Annotated in this window: 19 protein-coding genes, 1 riboswitch and 1 other annotated feature; of the genes, 5 read left to right on the top strand and 14 right to left on the bottom strand. The window is 43.0% G+C overall.

The features are described from left to right. Nucleotides 1–134 precede the first annotated feature (134 nt). Nucleotides 135–238: riboswitch (glycine riboswitch) on the bottom strand. Nucleotides 239–380: 142 nt separating this feature from the next. Next, nucleotides 381–605 (top strand): small, acid-soluble spore protein, alpha/beta type, encoded by a 225-nt coding sequence (locus V6C27_08575; protein ID MEG6616470.1) that lies wholly within the window; start codon nucleotides 381–383, stop codon nucleotides 603–605. A gap of 1 nt (nucleotide 606) precedes the next feature. On the opposite strand, the gene V6C27_08570 is transcribed toward V6C27_08575, so the two are convergent. Next, nucleotides 607–891: a hypothetical protein gene (locus V6C27_08570; protein ID MEG6616469.1), complete on the bottom strand. Its 285-nt coding sequence runs from the start codon at nucleotides 889–891 to the stop codon at nucleotides 607–609. 231 nt (nucleotides 892–1,122) lie between these two features. Here V6C27_08570 and V6C27_08565 point away from each other — a divergent pair, with 231 nt between their 5' ends. From V6C27_08565 to V6C27_08550, 4 genes are all read left to right on the top strand, one after another. Then, nucleotides 1,123–1,830: a Crp/Fnr family transcriptional regulator gene (locus V6C27_08565; protein ID MEG6616468.1), complete on the top strand. Its 708-nt coding sequence runs from the start codon at nucleotides 1,123–1,125 to the stop codon at nucleotides 1,828–1,830. 110 nt (nucleotides 1,831–1,940) lie between these two features. Continuing rightward, a complete protein-coding gene (locus V6C27_08560) occupies nucleotides 1,941–2,069 on the top strand; it encodes a hypothetical protein (protein ID MEG6616467.1) in 129 nt (42 codons plus the stop codon). Nucleotides 2,070–2,115: 46 nt separating this feature from the next. Continuing rightward, nucleotides 2,116–2,331, top strand: coding sequence for a heavy metal-associated domain-containing protein (locus V6C27_08555; GenBank protein ID MEG6616466.1), 216 nt, complete (start codon nucleotides 2,116–2,118; stop codon nucleotides 2,329–2,331). A 12-nt stretch (nucleotides 2,332–2,343) separates the two neighbouring features. Beyond that, a complete protein-coding gene (locus tag V6C27_08550; protein ID MEG6616465.1) occupies nucleotides 2,344–4,242 on the top strand; it encodes a cation-translocating P-type ATPase in 1,899 nt (632 codons plus the stop codon). A 171-nt stretch (nucleotides 4,243–4,413) separates the two neighbouring features. Here V6C27_08550 and ileS read toward each other — a convergent pair whose 3' ends face one another. The 13 genes from ileS to pgeF form a co-directional block, all read right to left on the bottom strand. Beyond that, entirely contained in the window at nucleotides 4,414–7,194 is a 2,781-nt protein-coding gene (gene ileS, locus V6C27_08545; GenBank protein MEG6616464.1) for an isoleucine--tRNA ligase, read from the bottom strand. 78 nt (nucleotides 7,195–7,272) lie between these two features. Beyond that, nucleotides 7,273–7,505, bottom strand: a binding site (T-box leader). A gap of 68 nt (nucleotides 7,506–7,573) precedes the next feature. Beyond that, nucleotides 7,574–7,864 carry a DUF167 domain-containing protein gene (locus V6C27_08540; GenBank protein ID MEG6616463.1) on the bottom strand — a complete coding sequence of 97 codons (291 nt, stop codon included), beginning with the start codon at nucleotides 7,862–7,864 and terminating at the stop codon, nucleotides 7,574–7,576. Continuing rightward, nucleotides 7,865–8,371: a DivIVA domain-containing protein gene (locus tag V6C27_08535; GenBank protein ID MEG6616462.1), complete on the bottom strand. Its 507-nt coding sequence runs from the start codon at nucleotides 8,369–8,371 to the stop codon at nucleotides 7,865–7,867. A gap of 71 nt (nucleotides 8,372–8,442) precedes the next feature. Further along, nucleotides 8,443–9,237, bottom strand: coding sequence for a photosystem II S4 domain protein (locus V6C27_08530; GenBank protein ID MEG6616461.1), 795 nt, complete (start codon nucleotides 9,235–9,237; stop codon nucleotides 8,443–8,445). Continuing rightward, nucleotides 9,238–9,504, bottom strand: coding sequence for a YggT family protein (locus tag V6C27_08525; GenBank protein ID MEG6616460.1), 267 nt, complete (start codon nucleotides 9,502–9,504; stop codon nucleotides 9,238–9,240). Nucleotides 9,505–9,541: 37 nt separating this feature from the next. Further along, the gene (locus V6C27_08520; GenBank protein MEG6616459.1) at nucleotides 9,542–9,967 is read right to left on the bottom strand and encodes a cell division protein SepF; all 426 of its coding nucleotides are present in this window, start codon (nucleotides 9,965–9,967) and stop codon (nucleotides 9,542–9,544) included. A gap of 17 nt (nucleotides 9,968–9,984) precedes the next feature. Then, nucleotides 9,985–10,662 carry a YggS family pyridoxal phosphate-dependent enzyme gene (locus tag V6C27_08515; protein ID MEG6616458.1) on the bottom strand — a complete coding sequence of 226 codons (678 nt, stop codon included), beginning with the start codon at nucleotides 10,660–10,662 and terminating at the stop codon, nucleotides 9,985–9,987. A 22-nt stretch (nucleotides 10,663–10,684) separates the two neighbouring features. Further along, entirely contained in the window at nucleotides 10,685–11,650 is a 966-nt protein-coding gene (locus V6C27_08510) for an HlyD family efflux transporter periplasmic adaptor subunit (protein MEG6616457.1), read from the bottom strand. 106 nt (nucleotides 11,651–11,756) lie between these two features. Beyond that, nucleotides 11,757–12,413, bottom strand: a complete 657-nt coding sequence (gene phoU / locus V6C27_08505) for a phosphate signaling complex protein PhoU (protein ID MEG6616456.1) — start codon at nucleotides 12,411–12,413, stop codon at nucleotides 11,757–11,759. Nucleotides 12,414–12,434: 21 nt separating this feature from the next. Then, on the bottom strand, nucleotides 12,435–13,193 hold the full coding sequence (pstB, locus tag V6C27_08500; GenBank protein MEG6616455.1) for a phosphate ABC transporter ATP-binding protein PstB: 759 nt from the start codon (nucleotides 13,191–13,193) through the stop codon (nucleotides 12,435–12,437). Nucleotides 13,194–13,269: 76 nt separating this feature from the next. Beyond that, nucleotides 13,270–14,631, bottom strand: coding sequence for an ATP-binding protein (locus tag V6C27_08495; protein ID MEG6616454.1), 1,362 nt, complete (start codon nucleotides 14,629–14,631; stop codon nucleotides 13,270–13,272). Between the two features lie 4 nt (nucleotides 14,632–14,635). Then, entirely contained in the window at nucleotides 14,636–15,343 is a 708-nt protein-coding gene (locus V6C27_08490; protein ID MEG6616453.1) for a response regulator transcription factor, read from the bottom strand. A gap of 11 nt (nucleotides 15,344–15,354) precedes the next feature. Further along, complete coding sequence (gene pgeF / locus V6C27_08485) at nucleotides 15,355–16,191, bottom strand: peptidoglycan editing factor PgeF (GenBank protein MEG6616452.1); 837 nt, start codon at nucleotides 16,189–16,191, stop codon at nucleotides 15,355–15,357. Between the last annotated feature and the right edge of the window lie 42 nt (nucleotides 16,192–16,233).

Raw genomic sequence — 16,233 nt, 5'->3', positions numbered from 1 at the left:
AAAAAGCAAAAAGACAGAACAAAACCACAAATGCTGGTTGCTCTGTCCGGTTACCTGAGAGATTACCCCCATCACTTGTGTGTTATCCAGGGGCTTCCCCGTGGGTGTCCACTGTTCGGATCTCTCCAGAGTTCCGTCAGGTAGCAGTCATTTTGCCTGAGAGTTTCAACTATCAGCCAGCCGGTAATAGCCTTGCTCCTTCGGCGTCCTTATATAGGCCCTCTCCCACCACCATCATTCGGCTTTATTAAATTTTAAGATTAATGTTGAAGTTCGCCGTTGCTCAAAATAGTCCTGCTTGAATTTTTAAAACATTAAAAAATCCACCGTCACTAATATTTTATTGTTAATCAGGCAGAATATTCTCAGGGGGTGTCATCATGACCGTCAGAAAATCCAAAAGAAATAAAAAACCTAAATCACCCACCAAAGAAGATTTGTGGCGGATGGAAGTGGCTGAAGAACTTGGTTTGGGCGAAACTATCCGCCAATACGGTTGGGGGGCATTAAATGCCAAACAAACAGGGCGCATTGGCGGTATTATCACGCAACGAATTAAAAAAGGTATTTATACTGACTATAAAGCCAAAAATCCTTCCAAATGAGTTACTCTCCCTTGGGAAATTGAATGATTTTACCTTCCCGTTTAATCTTACTCTTTTCTTTTTTGGGGGTTGTTGAACAAGAACTACATCCCCCACATCCCTCGGTTTTTATTTCCAAAAGGTCTGTTTCTATCAGCTCTGTGAGAATACGGTTGGACAGCTCGAGGGGCCCGGTATTGTATGACAATGACCTGTTAACATGGCCTAGGATAGCAAAAATTAGTTTTTCCATATCTTGCTGATCTAGCTTAGCAATATTTTCAGGATGAATGGTTCCACTGAACAAGTTATACTCCTCCATTCTGTAAAATAGAGTAATAACCCTATTTTATTAATCAAAGCAAATTTTATCACACCAAATGTTTTCAGACAACTTTTCTTTAACTTTATTAACCAGTAATAGTTAAGGATAACATTTAACATACATAAATATATTACAAAACCTCGGTTGCTTAACTTGTTCCGGTACAGCTGTGATACAATTAATAATTAAGTAAAGCATTATGAGGTGAATTTGATGCATATATTTAATGCCAATGAGTTAAGACATATCTGTGCCAGTACAGTACCAATCTTCAAAACCCTGAGCTATAGAGAACTACAAAAGGTCAATGGGCTCATTAGAAAAAAAGACTACCAAAAGGGAAATGTTTTATTTTTACAGGGGGATCGCTCTGACCACCTCTACATAGTACGCTATGGCAGAGTAAAAATATACGAAGTTTCCAAGGATGGCCGACAGCAAATTGTCCGCATACTGGAACAAGGAGATTTTTTTGGAGAACTTAGTCTGTTTAAGGACGAACATCATTCCCTTAACGGCGAGGCCATGGAGGACACCGGTTTATGTATGATACCAAGGGAGGACTTTAAAATTCTGGTTAAAGAAAATCCGGAAATGTCCATTAGCATTATGGCAGCCTTGAGTGAGCGGTTGGCCGCTGCGGAAAATTTTATTATAGACTTAACGTTAAAAAATATTGAGGAGCGGCTGGCTTCCTGGTTAATGATGATGGCAGATAAACAAGGAATTCGCACCGCCCAAGGTATTGAAGTTTCGGTAAACCTATCGCGGCGAGAAATTGCCAATCTGTTGGGCACAACCACAGAAACAGTCAGTCGAAAATTGACTAAATTTCAGACCGCTGGCATTATCACCACAGAGGGACATAAAAACATCATCATCCGTAACAAAGAAAAACTATCCACCATCATTACCGATTAAAAGAGAGGAAAACCTCTCTTTTTTTGATTTGTATCAATGTTACTAAAGGTAATCTGAAATACAATCAATTTAACAAAAAAACAACTGGTCAAAGGTGGTGAACTCTATATGTGGATATAAAATTGCTGGGGGCGAAGGGTTGTAAAGTTTGCCAGGGTTTAGAACAAAGTCTGTTCGATGTGCTATCAGAGCTAAATGTCGCCGCCGCAGTGGATAAAATTGATGATGTTGATACTTAAAACCTGGATTAGAGAAGCTTTATAAAATTTTGTAGGAGGTTTTTACATGAAGGAAATAACTTATCGTTTAGAAGGCCTGGGTTGCCCGGACTGTGCTCAAAAGATGGGGCTTATTTTAGAAAGGCAAAAGGGAATCCAAAAAGCCAATGTAAACTATGCCACTGGTAAAGTGAAAATTCAATACCATGCTGATCAAATTACGCTGGAAGAGATTGAAAAAATAATTGCCAAAACCGGCTATCGAGTGATAGAAAAACGCTAAGGAGGTGTGGCAATGGAACCCGATGTAAGGCGCCCGGGCAATCACCTGACAATGCTGAAAAATTTGTGGATTTCCCAACAAAAATTAATTATTACCACCATTTCCGGCCTGTTAATAGTTATTGGCTGGCTAATTGGTCGCTTAGAATTTAGCCCGTTACTGGCTAACTCACTGATGATTTTGGCTACAGTGGTGGCAGGATACCGTATTGCCATCAGTGCCTTACATGCCTTGCGGTTCCGAGTGCTGGGTATTAATGCCTTAGTAACCCTTGCTGCCTTAGGGGCCATCGTCATCGGTGAATACTGGGAGGCAGCAGTGGTGACCTTTCTGTTTTCACTGGGTTCCTATTTAGAAGCGCGCACCATGGATAAGACCCGCGATGCCCTAAGAAAACTGATGGAGTTGGCTCCTCAAGTGGCCCGGGTGTTAAAGAACGGAGAAGAAATTGAAATGCCGGCCGAAGATGTACAACAGGGAGATTTAGTAGTTGTACGTTCCGGTGAAAAGATTCCGGTGGATGGTAAAATTATAACCGGCCGAGCGTCAGTTAACCAAGCGGCCATCACCGGTGAATCACTGCCAATGGAAAAAACGGTGGGCGATTCTGTTTTTAGCGGCACCATTAACGAAGCTGGCTATTTAGAAATTGAAACCGAGAAGTCCGGTGAAGATACCACCTTTGCCCGAATCATCGAATTGGTTGAGGAAGCCCAGGGAGAAAAAGCCCGTAGCCAACAAATATTAGAAAACTTTGCCCGCTACTATACCCCGGGCATCATTTTGGTGGCCGTGTTGGTCTATCTCATAACTAAAAATCCCATTACAGCTTTAACATTGCTTGTCATCGCTTGCCCAGGTGCACTGGTGATTGCCACACCGGTTTCCATAGTGGCTGGTATTGGCAACGCCGCCCGCCAAGGGGTGTTAATTAAAGGCGGAGAGCATTTGGAAAAGGCAGGAAAAATAGATGTGGTGGTGCTGGACAAAACCGGTACTCTCACAGTGGGGCAACCTAAGGTAACCAGCGTATGGGTAAGAAGCGGTAGTGAGACAGATATGTTATTGAAAGCCGCGGCGGTGGAAAAAATGTCCGAACATCCGTTAGCCAAGCCGGTGGTGGAATATGCCTCTCTCAAAGGCCCGTTGCCAGAAGTTACCGATTTTCAAGTGGTTCCCGGTCATGGTGTGGCGGCCACCGTGGCAGGCAAAACTGTGTTGGTGGGCAATCGCAAGCTGATGCTAGATCAAGGTGTTATTATTGATGATGCAGTGGAACAGCGCATGGCAGCGGAGGAAAATCTAGGTCGTACCGGCATGATGGTAGTTGAAGGTCAAGTGATACTGGGAGTAATTTTCGTCGCCGATGTACCCCGGCAAGATGCCCTCACGTTGGTATCCCGCCTTAAACGTAGCGGCGTTCAAAAGGTAGTCATGCTGACCGGAGACAACAAACGAACTGCCAAAGCCATCGCTCAGCAATTGGAAATTGATGAGTTCCACGCGGAAATGTTACCAGAACAGAAGGTGGATGTAATCAAAACCCTAAAGCAACGAGGAAAAATTGTTGCTATGGTGGGTGACGGCATTAACGATGCTCCGGCCATGGCCACCGCCGATGTGGGCATTGCCATGGGAGCTGCCGGAACCGACGTCGCTATGGAGACAGCAGATCTAGTGTTAATGGCAGATCGGTTGGAAAAACTCTCCTATGCCATTGGTCTCAGTCGCCACACCCTTAGCAATATCAAACAAAATGTAAGCTTTGCGGTGCTGGTGGTGCTGGTGTTATTGATGGGAGTAATGGGCAATGTTGTGGTGTTGGCATCGGGTATGCTGGTTCACGAAGCCAGTGTGCTGTTGGTGATCCTAAACGCCATGCGACTGCTTAAATATAGAGAAACCAATTAAACCTCCTTCGCTAACTTCGGTTCGCTGCGTCACTATATGCCGTTCGCTACCTGCAGCAGGTGCTGGGTTTTTCAATTAACCTTTTATCTAAAAGCGAAGGCAAAAGACACCTGGGTTTCGTTAATAAAGGGGCTGTGGCAAAGTTTTGCAACAGCCCCTTCTCTTATTTTTTTACTTGGTCAATACACCGGCACAGCGGGGGCATAGGGTTGGGTGTTCTTGGTGTTGACCCACTTCTTTATGATACATCCAACAGCGTTCGCACTTTTCACCGGTAGCCTTTTCGACTTTTACAGCCAGACCACTGACATTATCACTGATTGCTAAGCCTTCAGCATTACCGTTATGCAAGTAAGCCTGGGAAGTGATAAACAAAGTAGCAAATTCATTTTCCATTGGCTTTAAAAAGTCATACAATTCACCCTCAGCGTATATATGAACTGCAGCTTCTAGGGAGTTACCAATGAATTTTTCTTTGCGAGCATTCTCTAGGTGTTTTAACACCTCAGATCTAACTTGCATGATGCGATCCCATTTTTGTTCCAGTTCGATATCCAAATATGCCTCATTAACCTCGGGCATATCCAATAACTGTACGCTAACGGGGCTATCTGTCGGTTTTGGCATATGTCGATATACTTCTTCACTGGTGAAGGCCAATATCGGTGTCAACAGCCTTACCAGTGAATCAAGCACTTGATATAGCACCGTTTGGGCTGACCGACGTTCCTTAGATTCAGCCGGAGCGGTGTACAAACGGTCTTTGATGATATCTAAATAACGGGCACTCATGTCAGTAACACAGAAATTGTGCACAGCATGGTAAACCACGTGGAATTCATAATCATGGTATGCCTTCAGTACTTTTTCGTTTAATCGGTGCAATCTCAGCAATGCCCAACGGTCTAGTTCTAACATTTCATTATATGTTATACTATTTTGCGCTGGATCAAACCCATTTAAGTTGCCCAACAGAAAACGGATGGTATTTCTAATCTTGCGGTAAGCCTCGGTGGTTTGCTTAAGGATATTATCGGACACAGCTAAATCACTGCGATATTCCGCAGAGGCTACCCACAATCTTAAAATATCAGCACCCATTTGCTTGATAACCTTTAAGGGGTCCACCACATTGCCCAGTGATTTAGACATTTTGCGTCCCTTTTCATCTACCAAAAAGCCATGGGTCAACACCGCTTTATAGGGAGGTTCTCCATCCACTGCAATGGCTGTGGATAGTGAGGAGTTAAACCAACCGCGATGTTGGTCACTACCTTCCAAATATAAATCAGCGGGCCAGCGCAGTTCTGGCCACAAATCCGGTTGATCCAGTACACCTTTGTGGCTGGAACCGGAGTCGAACCACACGTCCATAATATCTGTTTCTTTGGTAAATTCAGTGCAGCCACAGTCACACTTGGTGTTCTCAGGCATTAGGTCCTTGGCTTCTCTGGCGAACCAAGCGTCAGAACCGTGTTCGGCAATGATTTTTTCCAAATGGGCAATGGTTTCTTCAGTGATTAGCTCCTTACCACAATCTTTACAATAGAAGATGGGAATTGGTACACCCCAAGTGCGCTGACGGGAAATACACCAATCACCGCGCCCCTCGATCATGTTATAGATGCGATCTTCACCCCAAGTTGGAATAAACCGCACCTTGTTGCGGATTGCGTCCAGCGCCTGTTGTCTAAAACCATCCACTGACGCAAACCACTGCTCGGTGGCCCGGTAAAAAATTGGTTGTTTACAACGCCAGCAGTGGGGGTAGGAGTGGTCGATGTTGTGTTGATGTACCAATCTATCCCGGGCTTCCAGTTCCTCCAGCACTTCTTTGTTAGCATCCCAAATTTTTTGTCCCGCAAACTTGCCACCCTCTTGGGTAAATCGACCGCGGTTGTCCACCGGAGATATTACTTGCAAGTTGTACTTTTTACCCACAAAGAAGTCTTCTTCACCATGACCAGGGGCGGTGTGTACACATCCGGTACCACTGTCGGTGGTGACATGATCACCGAGAATCAACACCGAATCCCGCTCTACAAAGGGATGGCGACAATGAACATATTCTAACTGCTCACCTTTAATTTCTTTAACCACTGTCAGCTGCTCTTGGCCAACAACTTTAGCATAGCTTTCCATCAGTGCTTTGGCAATTAGGTGTTTTTCTGCACCAACCTGCACCAGTACATAATCCAATTCCGGATGAATAGATATAGCTACGTTGGCAGGTAATGTCCAAGGGGTGGTGGTCCAAATAACCACATAGGTGTTGTTATCTTCGGGCAGCAAGCCTTTACCATCCACCACCGGGAACTTGACATAAATAGATGGTGATGACTTGTCATGGTATTCAACCTCTGCCTCTGCCAAAGCGGTTTCGCAACTGGCACACCAGTACACCGGTTTCAGACCTTTATAAATGTAACCCTTTTTGGCCATTTCACCAAATACACGAATTTGTTTAGCTTCGTATTTAGGTATCAGCGTTAAATAAGGACGTTCCCAATCCCCGCGCACCCCTAAACGCTTAAATTCTTCCCTTTGGATGTCCACAAACTTCATCGCATAATCTTGGCACTGTTTTCTAAAATCAACCGGATCCACTTGGTGACGGTTAATTTTTAAATTTTTAATGGCCTGCTGTTCAATTGGCAACCCGTGGGTATCCCAACCAGGTACATATGGAGCATCATAGCCGGCCATGGAATGATACTTGACAATAATATCCTTTAATACCTTGTTTAAAACATGGCCTAAATGGATGTGACCGTTGGCATAGGGCGGTCCATCGTGTAAAATAAATTTTTCCTTGCCTTTGTTCTTCTCCTGTACTTGCCTATAGATGTCAACTTCTTCCCACCAGTTTAATGTTTCCGGTTCCCGCTGGGGTAAATTGCCCCGCATGGGGAACTCTGTTTTGGGCAGGTTTAGTGTTTTACCGTAATCCATTTGTAAATAGTCACCTCTTATAAGAATTTTGTAATTATATATACTTTGATAAATAAGCATAAAAAAACCCGCCCCCCCCCAAGGGACGGATTATTTCCGCGGTACCACCCTTGTGAACAGGTAAATGCTATACCCGATCACTCAAGCACCGTTAACGTCGGTGTCACCGACACAACCTACTCATTCTAAAAAGAATTTTTGTTTGTGCACCTCCGGGATGATTTTCAACTGAAGGCTGTACCCGGCTCCCACCATACCCGGGTTCTCTGTGACAACACATTTCAATTTACTGTTCCGTTCATAGGCATTATAAATATAATTTTACGTTTATTTATTATACATAAAGTTGTAGCATCGGTCAACTTTTTGTAATCGGTGTTTATTTAGGTAAAATTTTGCGGGCCTCGGTCAAATTCACGTTTTCCACCCGAATGATTTTGTTCCGTCCGGTATGTCCAGATACCACTTCCACCTTACTCTTGGGAACTTTAAATAACTTAGCCACAAATTCCTGCAGTGCTCGATTGGCCTCACCGTCCACCGGCGGTGCAGTTAGCCTTATTTTTACAGCATCATCAAGCAAGCCAGAAATCTGGTTTTTGGCAGCCCGAGGTTGAACCCGCACTTTAAAGATCACCGCACCGTTTTCTTCTTTGATATGCAGTGCCAATTATACTGCTTGCTCCTCTTCTGGTTCATTTACTTGGGGTTCAGCAGTTAATAATTCTAATTGGGTTTCCAAAAAAGTGCGGAATTGCGTTTTAAATACATTGGCTTGTTTTTGTAATTGACGGTAAGCCTCCATAATTTCCTTGACCTGTTCTTCCGCCTGCTCTACCTTTTTTTTGGCCTGTTCTTCCGCCTGCTGTAGCAGCAATTCGGCCCGCTGATGGGCGTCCTGCATTAATAATTTAATTTCTTTATCAGCATTTTCCTTTAGGTCTTGGGCGTTCTTTTGGGCCAGCACCATGGTGTCCTTTAGGGCCACTTCCAGTTCTTGATATTTCTGTTGCCGTTCCTCGGATTCAACTATTTTTCTTCTCAATTGATCATTTTCTTTTAACAAATCTTCTATCGTTGTGGCAACTTCCTCCATAAAGTTGTCCACCTGCCGTTCGTCATAACCCCGGAACCCCTTGCGAAATTCCTTTTGCCTAATATCCAAAGGGCTAAGCATTTGCACACCTCCGCATAACCGTTAGCTTATCTTTTTGACCTATATTACTTTTATAAATTGATTTTATAAAGTTAAAGATATTTGTGCAGCACCACCGCCACCCGTCCTTTTTTGGTGTTGCCCCCAACCTCAGCCACCTTAACTCGTCCACGGCCACGCAGCGACAACATATCCCCTGCTTTAACCAACGTAGCCGGATTGCTACAGGGACACCAATTTAAGTTTAGCCTTTCAGCAGTAATTTCCTTAACTATTTTACTGCGGGAAGCGCCATAGCCCGCTGCGGCCACAGCATCCAACCGTAGAGCCGCCACGGTAGCATTAATTATTTTAATATTGGCTTCCGGCAACCGCAATTGTTCCCTGGAAATTTCAACAATTTCTACCTTCACACGGCCTATTTTAGTCAGATTAGCCCGCACATAGGGTGCCACATCTGCATCCACAATTAAATCGGCACCGGATTCATGAACAATGATGTCTCCCAGCTTATCTCTTTTTAGACCAAGGCCCATCAATGAGCCTAAGTAATCTCGATGATTAACGGCAACCATTTTAAAGTTACCCTCAATGGATAAAAAAGCGAGGTTGGCATCAACCTGTTCCGGCAATAAATAATCGGGATAAATCACCACCCTTGATCGCTCAGCATTGGGGTAACCACCGTCTGCCACTACCGATAAATCATGAATTCCTTTAACTAGAGAAAACACTAGACCCGTATGATACGGGTCATAAAAATCGCTAACCGCCACTTGATGATTTTTTAATACGCTTTCGGCCAAGTCAATGGCTCTGGCAATAATGGTCTTTTCCTCAATACTGCAATAACGACTTAATATTTGCTGTCGGTCAATGATGGTCATTTAGAATATTAACCTCACTATCGGCAATACCACCCAGTATTCAATGATACTTAAGACAAAGAATGCTGCAATGGGTGAAAAGTCGATCATGCCCACTGGTGGAATAAAACGGCGGAAAAACCCTAAGTATGGCTCTGATAACTCATATATAAACTTAATGACTGGGCTGTAGGGATTGTGCCTAACAAAAGAAAGGATGATTCTAGCAATTAAAATAAATTTGTAAACTTCAAAGGCTACCTCCACCGCATTATAAACAATACCCATTTATTCACCTCTATAAAAAGTTAGTTATTGTAATAACCTATGAATTAAAAATTGAAAAGATACTCTTTTCCTTTGCTTGCTCCTTTAATTCATTAGTTATATCTACATTATTTGGTGCAAACAAGAATATACCTTGGCCAACCTTTTGCATGTTGCCATTTAGAGCGTAAGTGGTACCACTCATAAAGTCAATCACCCGTCTTGAAAGTTCTGGATCAGTTTTTTCTAGGTTAACAATCACCGAACGACGATTTTTTAAGTTATCGGCAATATTTTGTACCTCATCATAGGAAGATGGTTCTGCCAGTACAACCTGAACTTGCCTTTGGGTATGCAAGCTGACCACTGTTCCACCTTTGCGCCTTCCTAATTCTTTTGGCTCCTCTAAAGCTGTATCCTGCTCTAATTTTTCGTCTTCATATCCTTCTTCATCCAATCCCATAAAACCCATCATTTTATCCATTAATTTTTTTCCCACTTTTACCCCTCCAATAATTGATGCTTAAAAATAGCCGAACCAACCCTTACTATATCAGCTCCTTCTTCCACTGCTATTTGATAGTCATTGGTCATACCCATGGACAAATGCTTTAAATTTGGCCACTTAATCTGAAGTTTTTGTTGCATATTATATAATTCTCTAAATACCGGTCGCGTTTCTTCAGGATTGCTGACAAAGGGCGCCATGGTCATTAAACCCATGATGTTTAAACGGGACAACTCAGAAACATCGCCAATGAAATCCTCCACTTGCTGTGGTGCCAAGCCATATTTTGATTGCTCACCGGAAACATTCACCTGCACCAAAACATTAACAGTGATATCCCTTTTTTCTGCCGCTTGCTGCAATGTCTCTGCCAACGACCAGCGATCAAGGGAATGAATTAATACCGTTTTACCAATAATTTTGTTAACTTTGTTGGTCTGCAAATGACCAATTAAATGCCAATGGACATCTGACAATAATACTTGCTTATTAACTAATTCTTGCACCCGGTTTTCCCCCAGGTTACTTGCTCCGGCTTTAATCACCTTGGTTATTTCCTCAACCGGCACAGTTTTAGTCACTGCTATCAGCTTAATCCTCTCCGGATCTCTGCCACTTCTTAGGGCGGCCTCTCTAATTTTTTGCTGTACTATTTTGTAATTAGATACCACATCAATCAATGTGCTCGCTCCTTTAGTTAGATACGTGGTCTCCTTCCAACATAACCTCTGGGGTAGTGATGTAACGAGTACCTGTTTTTAATCGGTCACCGTTTACCAAAATTTTATTTTGCAACTCCCCTGCAATTTCTATTGCTACCCAGGCTACACTTTTTTCATAAATGATGTATATACCAGGCTGATCATCACGATAAACCAACGCACTCTCTGGCACCAGGATACCACTTAATTGATCTTTAATTAGTTCAAATTCAGTACTGCGCAGATGGATAATTTCCTCTGGATAACTGTTAGCCGACAGTAACACCGATTGCTTTTGCTGTAATGTTTCTCTTTTAATAACCTTCGCAGTGAATAGGTCATCCTTATGTTTAACCCTGATATTGTTACCCTCAGTTAAGTATTCTGCCTTCACCGCATCGGCATTCATTTCCATACAAATCAATATTGGTTGCAAATTGTCAACCAATTTGGCCACAACCTGTCCACTTTCCACCTGATTTTTTGCACCGTCAATTGCTGATATTTCTTTCCTTATGGTACCAATTTGTGATAAATCCAATACATCAACGGTTGCCGGGGACAAAACCTCCTCCAATCCATCTATGTGGGTACATAAGCTACCAGCTTTGGGAGCCATTATTGATTGAATAGCTGCTCCCGACGGAGCATCCAAGCTCAATGCTTTTATCTCTGCTATCTTAGTGGCCTTGGCCACCCGTTGGCCATCTTTAACGCTAAATACTATGTTACCTTTAATGGGTGCTCGGAATAGATACTCTTCTTTAATCAGCAGCCCATCAACCGGCACCGTTTCGGTGGCTGTTTCAGTTTCCATTGTTTCTACATTTATTAACCAATGAAATATTAATGGTCGTACTAATCCTGCTGTCTCATAAGCTATTAACATCAGTAGCGAAAATATCATCACCGCACTAAATGTCAGCCTTTTTATTTTTAACCCTTTGACCTTACGCAAAATATTACTCCCAGTTGTTAAGATAGATTACTTATTCGACGATTGTAAAATAAATCCTGTTGATAACTATAAAAAAAGCGCCTAAGTAGGCACTTTTCCCAAAGAATCAGTTTAGTTCTTCCTTTTCGCCAGTGATTAAGTAGATCACCAGCTCACCGATGTTGGTGGCATGGTCTGCAATTCGCTCTAAAAATCGGTTAACTAGTATTAAATAGACCGCTTGACCGATGACATTGGGGTCCCTTTCCATGTATGCCAACAGTTCTCTCAGTACTTCATGGTACAGATCATCCACATCATCATCTCGATCACACATCATTCTGGCTTTCACGGCATCGCCATTTACATAGGCGTCCAAGCCCTCTTTGGTCATTTCTTGGGCTATGGCAGCCATTTTCTGCAGATTAATCAATGGTTTAATTAGTTTTTTCTCCGCTAAACACAAGGTCACTCTGGCTATATCCACCGAATGATCGGCCATCCGTTCCAAACTCATCAAAATTTTAATACCGGTGACCATCACCCGCAGATCCTTGGCCATCGGCTGTTGGGTGGCAATTAAAGTAATAATTTTATTCTCAATTTGGTCCCTTAAAGCATCAATAACATCGTCACCTTCAATAACCTGACTGGCTAATACCACATCTTGATTACTTAAAGACTGAATAGATTTATATATAGATTCTTCCACCAAACTGGCCATACGCAAAATCTCTTGTTGCAGTTCATGCAACGATTTATCAAAACCTGCCCTCACTGACATCTCTTTTCCCTCCAGTTTTTGCTAGCCAAATCTACCGGTAATGTAATCCTCCGTCCGTTTATCCCGTGGCATGGTAAACATTGTGTCGGTATCCCCTGATTCAATCAAATCACCATTTAAAAAGAAAGCAGTGGTATCAGAAACTCTGGCTGCCTGCTGCATGTTGTGGGTGACAATAATAATTGTATATTGATTGCGCAAATTCCGAATTAGTTCTTCAATTTTTAGGGTTGATACTGGATCCAGGGCCGAAGTTGGTTCATCCATTAACAAAACCTCTGGTTCCACCGCCAATAACCTAGCGATACACAAGCGCTGTTGCTGACCACCGGACAGGCCCAGCGCCGATTTATACAACCGTTCTTCCACTTCATCCCAAAGGGCTGCCCCACGCAAACTTTTTTCCACGATGTGATCAAGTTGCTGTTTATTTTTGATGCCATGGATTCGCGGACCGTAGGCAATATTGTCGTAAACAGACATCGGAAAAGGGTTAGGCTTTTGAAAAACCATGCCAATTCGCTTGCGCAAATTAACCACGTCAACATTGGGTTGGTAAATATCCTCCCCATCCAATAGCACGGTACCCTCAACCCGTACCCCTTCATACAAATCGTTCATTCGGTTTAAGGTGCGTAAAAAGGTTGATTTTCCACAACCGGAAGGTCCAATCAGGGCAGTCACATGGTTTGCATTAACATTAATATTTATATCTTTCAGCGCTTGAAAGTCTTTATAAAAAAGGTTAAGATTTTGCACGGTAATTTTGGTGTCACTCAAGACTAATCCCCCTCTTTATGCTTTGTACCTTATTGTATCAACTAGTCTTTATGCCGAGATTTAATTACCGTTAACTTTATGTTAAAGGCAGCGTAAAGGTGAATATCGTTCCTTGGGATGAGCTGTCCACCCAAATTTCGCCACCGTGTAACTCCACCACATGCTTAGCAATGGATAAACCTAAGCCGGTGCCACCGGCATCCCGGGAACGGGCCTTATCCACTCGATAAAAGCGCTCAAACAGCCTGGGTAAACTTTCTGCCGGTATGCCCGGTCCGCTGTCAGCCACAGTAACCAACATTTTTTGCTTGCTTTTATCCAGCTCCAATGTAATGTTTACTGTTTCGCCAACGGGTATGTACTTAATGGCATTGTCCACCAGGTTTATCAACACTTGAATCAGTAAATCCTTTTCACCTAGAACCGGTGGTAAATCCCGTTGAATTTTTGCAGTCAATTCAATATTTTTTTCATCAGCCCGGGAACTAAATATTTGCATTACCTGGGACACCACTTCGGCCATGTTCAGTTGTTGCTGATCCAATACTGTTTTTCTATTTTCTAACTTGGACAATTTTAATAAATCTTCCACTAACCTGGTCATGCGATCGGTTTCTGTTTTCGCTATTTTAAGAAAGTGTTCCGCTGTTTTTGGGTCTTCAAGGGCTCCGTCCAATAAAGTTTCCAGAAAACCTTTAATGGATGTCAGCGGCGTTTTTAATTCGTGGGAGACGTTAGCCACAAAGTCAGTGCGCATTTTTTCCAATTGACGGCGCTCCGTTACATCGGCTATCAGCGCCACCACCCCCTGTTGTTTGCCGGTGGCACTGATTAATGGGGTGGCAAAAACTCGGTATATTTTAGGACTGGTAATTAAAATTTTTGTTTCAGCGCTCAACGGTTGTCTAGTTATTAAAACTTGCCGCAACAGTTGATCCAACTCATAACTGCGAATCACTTCAATTGTCCGCTTGCCAACAAAATCATCTTCACTAATTTTAAAATACTTAATCAACATGGGGTTGACCATGATGATCCGGCCATCGGCATCAAGGGCAATCACTCCTTCACCCATACTGTCCAGTATGGCATTAACCCGACTGCGCTCATCATTCATTTTATTGAGGCGATAGCGCAATTGTTGAGCAATGACATTGATACTGGCGGCCAATTCGTCAATCTCGTTGTTGGCGTTAATCATGATTTCTTTTTCTAAAATACCCCCTGCCAGGTCATAGGTGGCAGTGATTAATTCCTGTAACGGGCTTATTAAGCGTACCAAAACAAAGTAGCTAACAAATTCTATACCAATAAAGGCTAAAAAAATTGCCAGTTTGGCAGAGACAAGCCCTTCGTCATGTAACAGTATCAGCGCAATAAATATCAACAGCAGTAAAGCATAACTGCCAATAGTACGCCCTTTAATGCCCAAACTCAATATGTTAAACCTCCTTGAATCTGTAACCAACACCCCGTACCGTTTCAATTAATTGCGGTGACTCCGGCGCTTCTTCAAACTTCTGGCGAATGTGGCGGATGTGCACATCTACCGTCCTGGAATCTCCGGTGTAGTCATAACCCCAAATTTTTTCCAACAAATAATCCCTAGAAAATACTTTGCCTGGATGGCGGGCTAAAAAGCGCAATAGTTCAAATTCTTTCGGTGTCAAGTCTTGTTTATATCCATTGATGGTCACAGCAAAGCGATCTTCATCAATTACTAAGCCGCCAATGGATAACTTATTTGAGTAAACAACATCTTTACTGGCCGCATCAACGTTATGACGACGCAGGCGAGCCTTTACCCGAGCCACCAGCTCCCGTGGTGAAAAGGGTTTAGTAATATAATCGTCAGCACCCATCTCTAGCCCCAGCACTTTATCCAGTTCTTCCCCCCGGGCACTTAACATAATTATGGGTATTTCTTTGGTTTCTGCATCGCTATTGATAGTGCGGCAAAGGGTTAAGCCATCAATCTCTGGCAACATTACATCCAGTAGCATCAAGTCTGGTTTTTCACTACGCACTAATTCCAACGCTCTGTTGCCATCCTTTGCAGTGATCACCTGATAACCTTCCCGTTCCAGATTAAACTTTAATAATTCTAAGATATTTTCTTCATCATCCACAACCAGTATTTTCTTGGACATTACTTTCCTCCTTACCCTTGTTTAAGCATAATCAACGAAGCCATTCTTCCGGTACAACCCCCAGAAGCACGATGTGAAAACAAAAAATCACTATTGCAGGATGTACAAACGCCGGCCAATGTAATATTTTCGGCTTTCAAACCGGCATCTAACAAAATTCTGCGGTTGGTTTCCCATAAATCCAGCATCCAATGATCATCACCACAGGGTTTAACTACCTTTTCCCAGTAATCAAAGGTGGATTTCAACCTGTGGATGACGTGCTGATCCACCACATAACAACAGCAACCAATAGCTGGCCCAATGCCGGCTAAAATATCCTCTGGCTTACTGCCATATACACTATTCATTTTAGCCACAGTTTTGGCACCGATGGCGGTTACCGTCCCCTGCCACCCAGCATGGGCTAATCCAATCACTTTATTGATCGGATCAAGAAAAAAAAGCGGTACACAATCAGCGTAGTAACTGGATAGCGGTATCCCAACTTGATTGGTGATTAAGGCATCAACATTCGGTAACGCCTGCTCGATGGAATCACGCCCCCTACCTAAATGTTCCTCGGTCACCACCAGCACCTCATTGCCATGAACCTGGTTGCCAGCCACTAAGTTATTAAAATCTATGCCCAGTGCTTGACAAACCCGTTGCCGATTTTCTATTACCTTTGCTGGGTCATCGCCCACATGTAACCCTAAATTTAATGCGCCATAATTGCCATCACTGCTGCCACCAAACCTAGTGGTAAAACCATGTACCACTAGGTTACTGATGGTAAAGGATGGTATAGTATAAAAAGTCAAGGGGCCATGTTTTTCCAGCACAAAACCCTCTCCCACCTGCTGCATTATAATCACTCCTGTTTTCTACCGCATAATGATATTATGTCC

It is taken from the genome of Peptococcaceae bacterium 1198_IL3148 (genome assembly GCA_036763105.1).
In the GTDB taxonomy this organism is placed as follows: Bacteria; Bacillota; Desulfotomaculia; order Desulfotomaculales; family Desulfohalotomaculaceae; genus JBAIYS01.
This window is presented reverse-complemented; position numbering and strand designations above follow the sequence as displayed.

Bases quoted from the DNA above. Each gene is read 5' to 3' on its own strand.
- V6C27_08575 (MEG6616470.1), top strand. From the start codon at position 381: ATGACCGTCAGAAAATCCAAAAGAAATAAAAAACCTAAATCACCCACC.
- V6C27_08565 (MEG6616468.1), top strand. From the start codon at position 1,123: ATGCATATATTTAATGCCAATGAGTTAAGACATATCTGTGCCAGTACA.
- V6C27_08555 (MEG6616466.1), top strand. From the start codon at position 2,116: ATGAAGGAAATAACTTATCGTTTAGAAGGCCTGGGTTGCCCGGACTGT.
- V6C27_08550 (MEG6616465.1), top strand. From the start codon at position 2,344: ATGGAACCCGATGTAAGGCGCCCGGGCAATCACCTGACAATGCTGAAA.
- ileS (MEG6616464.1), bottom strand. From the start codon at position 7,194: ATGGATTACGGTAAAACACTAAACCTGCCCAAAACAGAGTTCCCCATG.
- V6C27_08535 (MEG6616462.1), bottom strand. From the start codon at position 8,371: ATGCTTAGCCCTTTGGATATTAGGCAAAAGGAATTTCGCAAGGGGTTC.
- V6C27_08530 (MEG6616461.1), bottom strand. From the start codon at position 9,237: ATGACCATCATTGACCGACAGCAAATATTAAGTCGTTATTGCAGTATT.
- V6C27_08525 (MEG6616460.1), bottom strand. From the start codon at position 9,504: ATGGGTATTGTTTATAATGCGGTGGAGGTAGCCTTTGAAGTTTACAAA.
- V6C27_08520 (MEG6616459.1), bottom strand. From the start codon at position 9,967: ATGGATAAAATGATGGGTTTTATGGGATTGGATGAAGAAGGATATGAA.
- phoU (MEG6616456.1), bottom strand. From the start codon at position 12,413: ATGTCAGTGAGGGCAGGTTTTGATAAATCGTTGCATGAACTGCAACAA.
- V6C27_08490 (MEG6616453.1), bottom strand. From the start codon at position 15,343: ATGTCCAAGAAAATACTGGTTGTGGATGATGAAGAAAATATCTTAGAA.
- pgeF (MEG6616452.1), bottom strand. From the start codon at position 16,191: ATGCAGCAGGTGGGAGAGGGTTTTGTGCTGGAAAAACATGGCCCCTTG.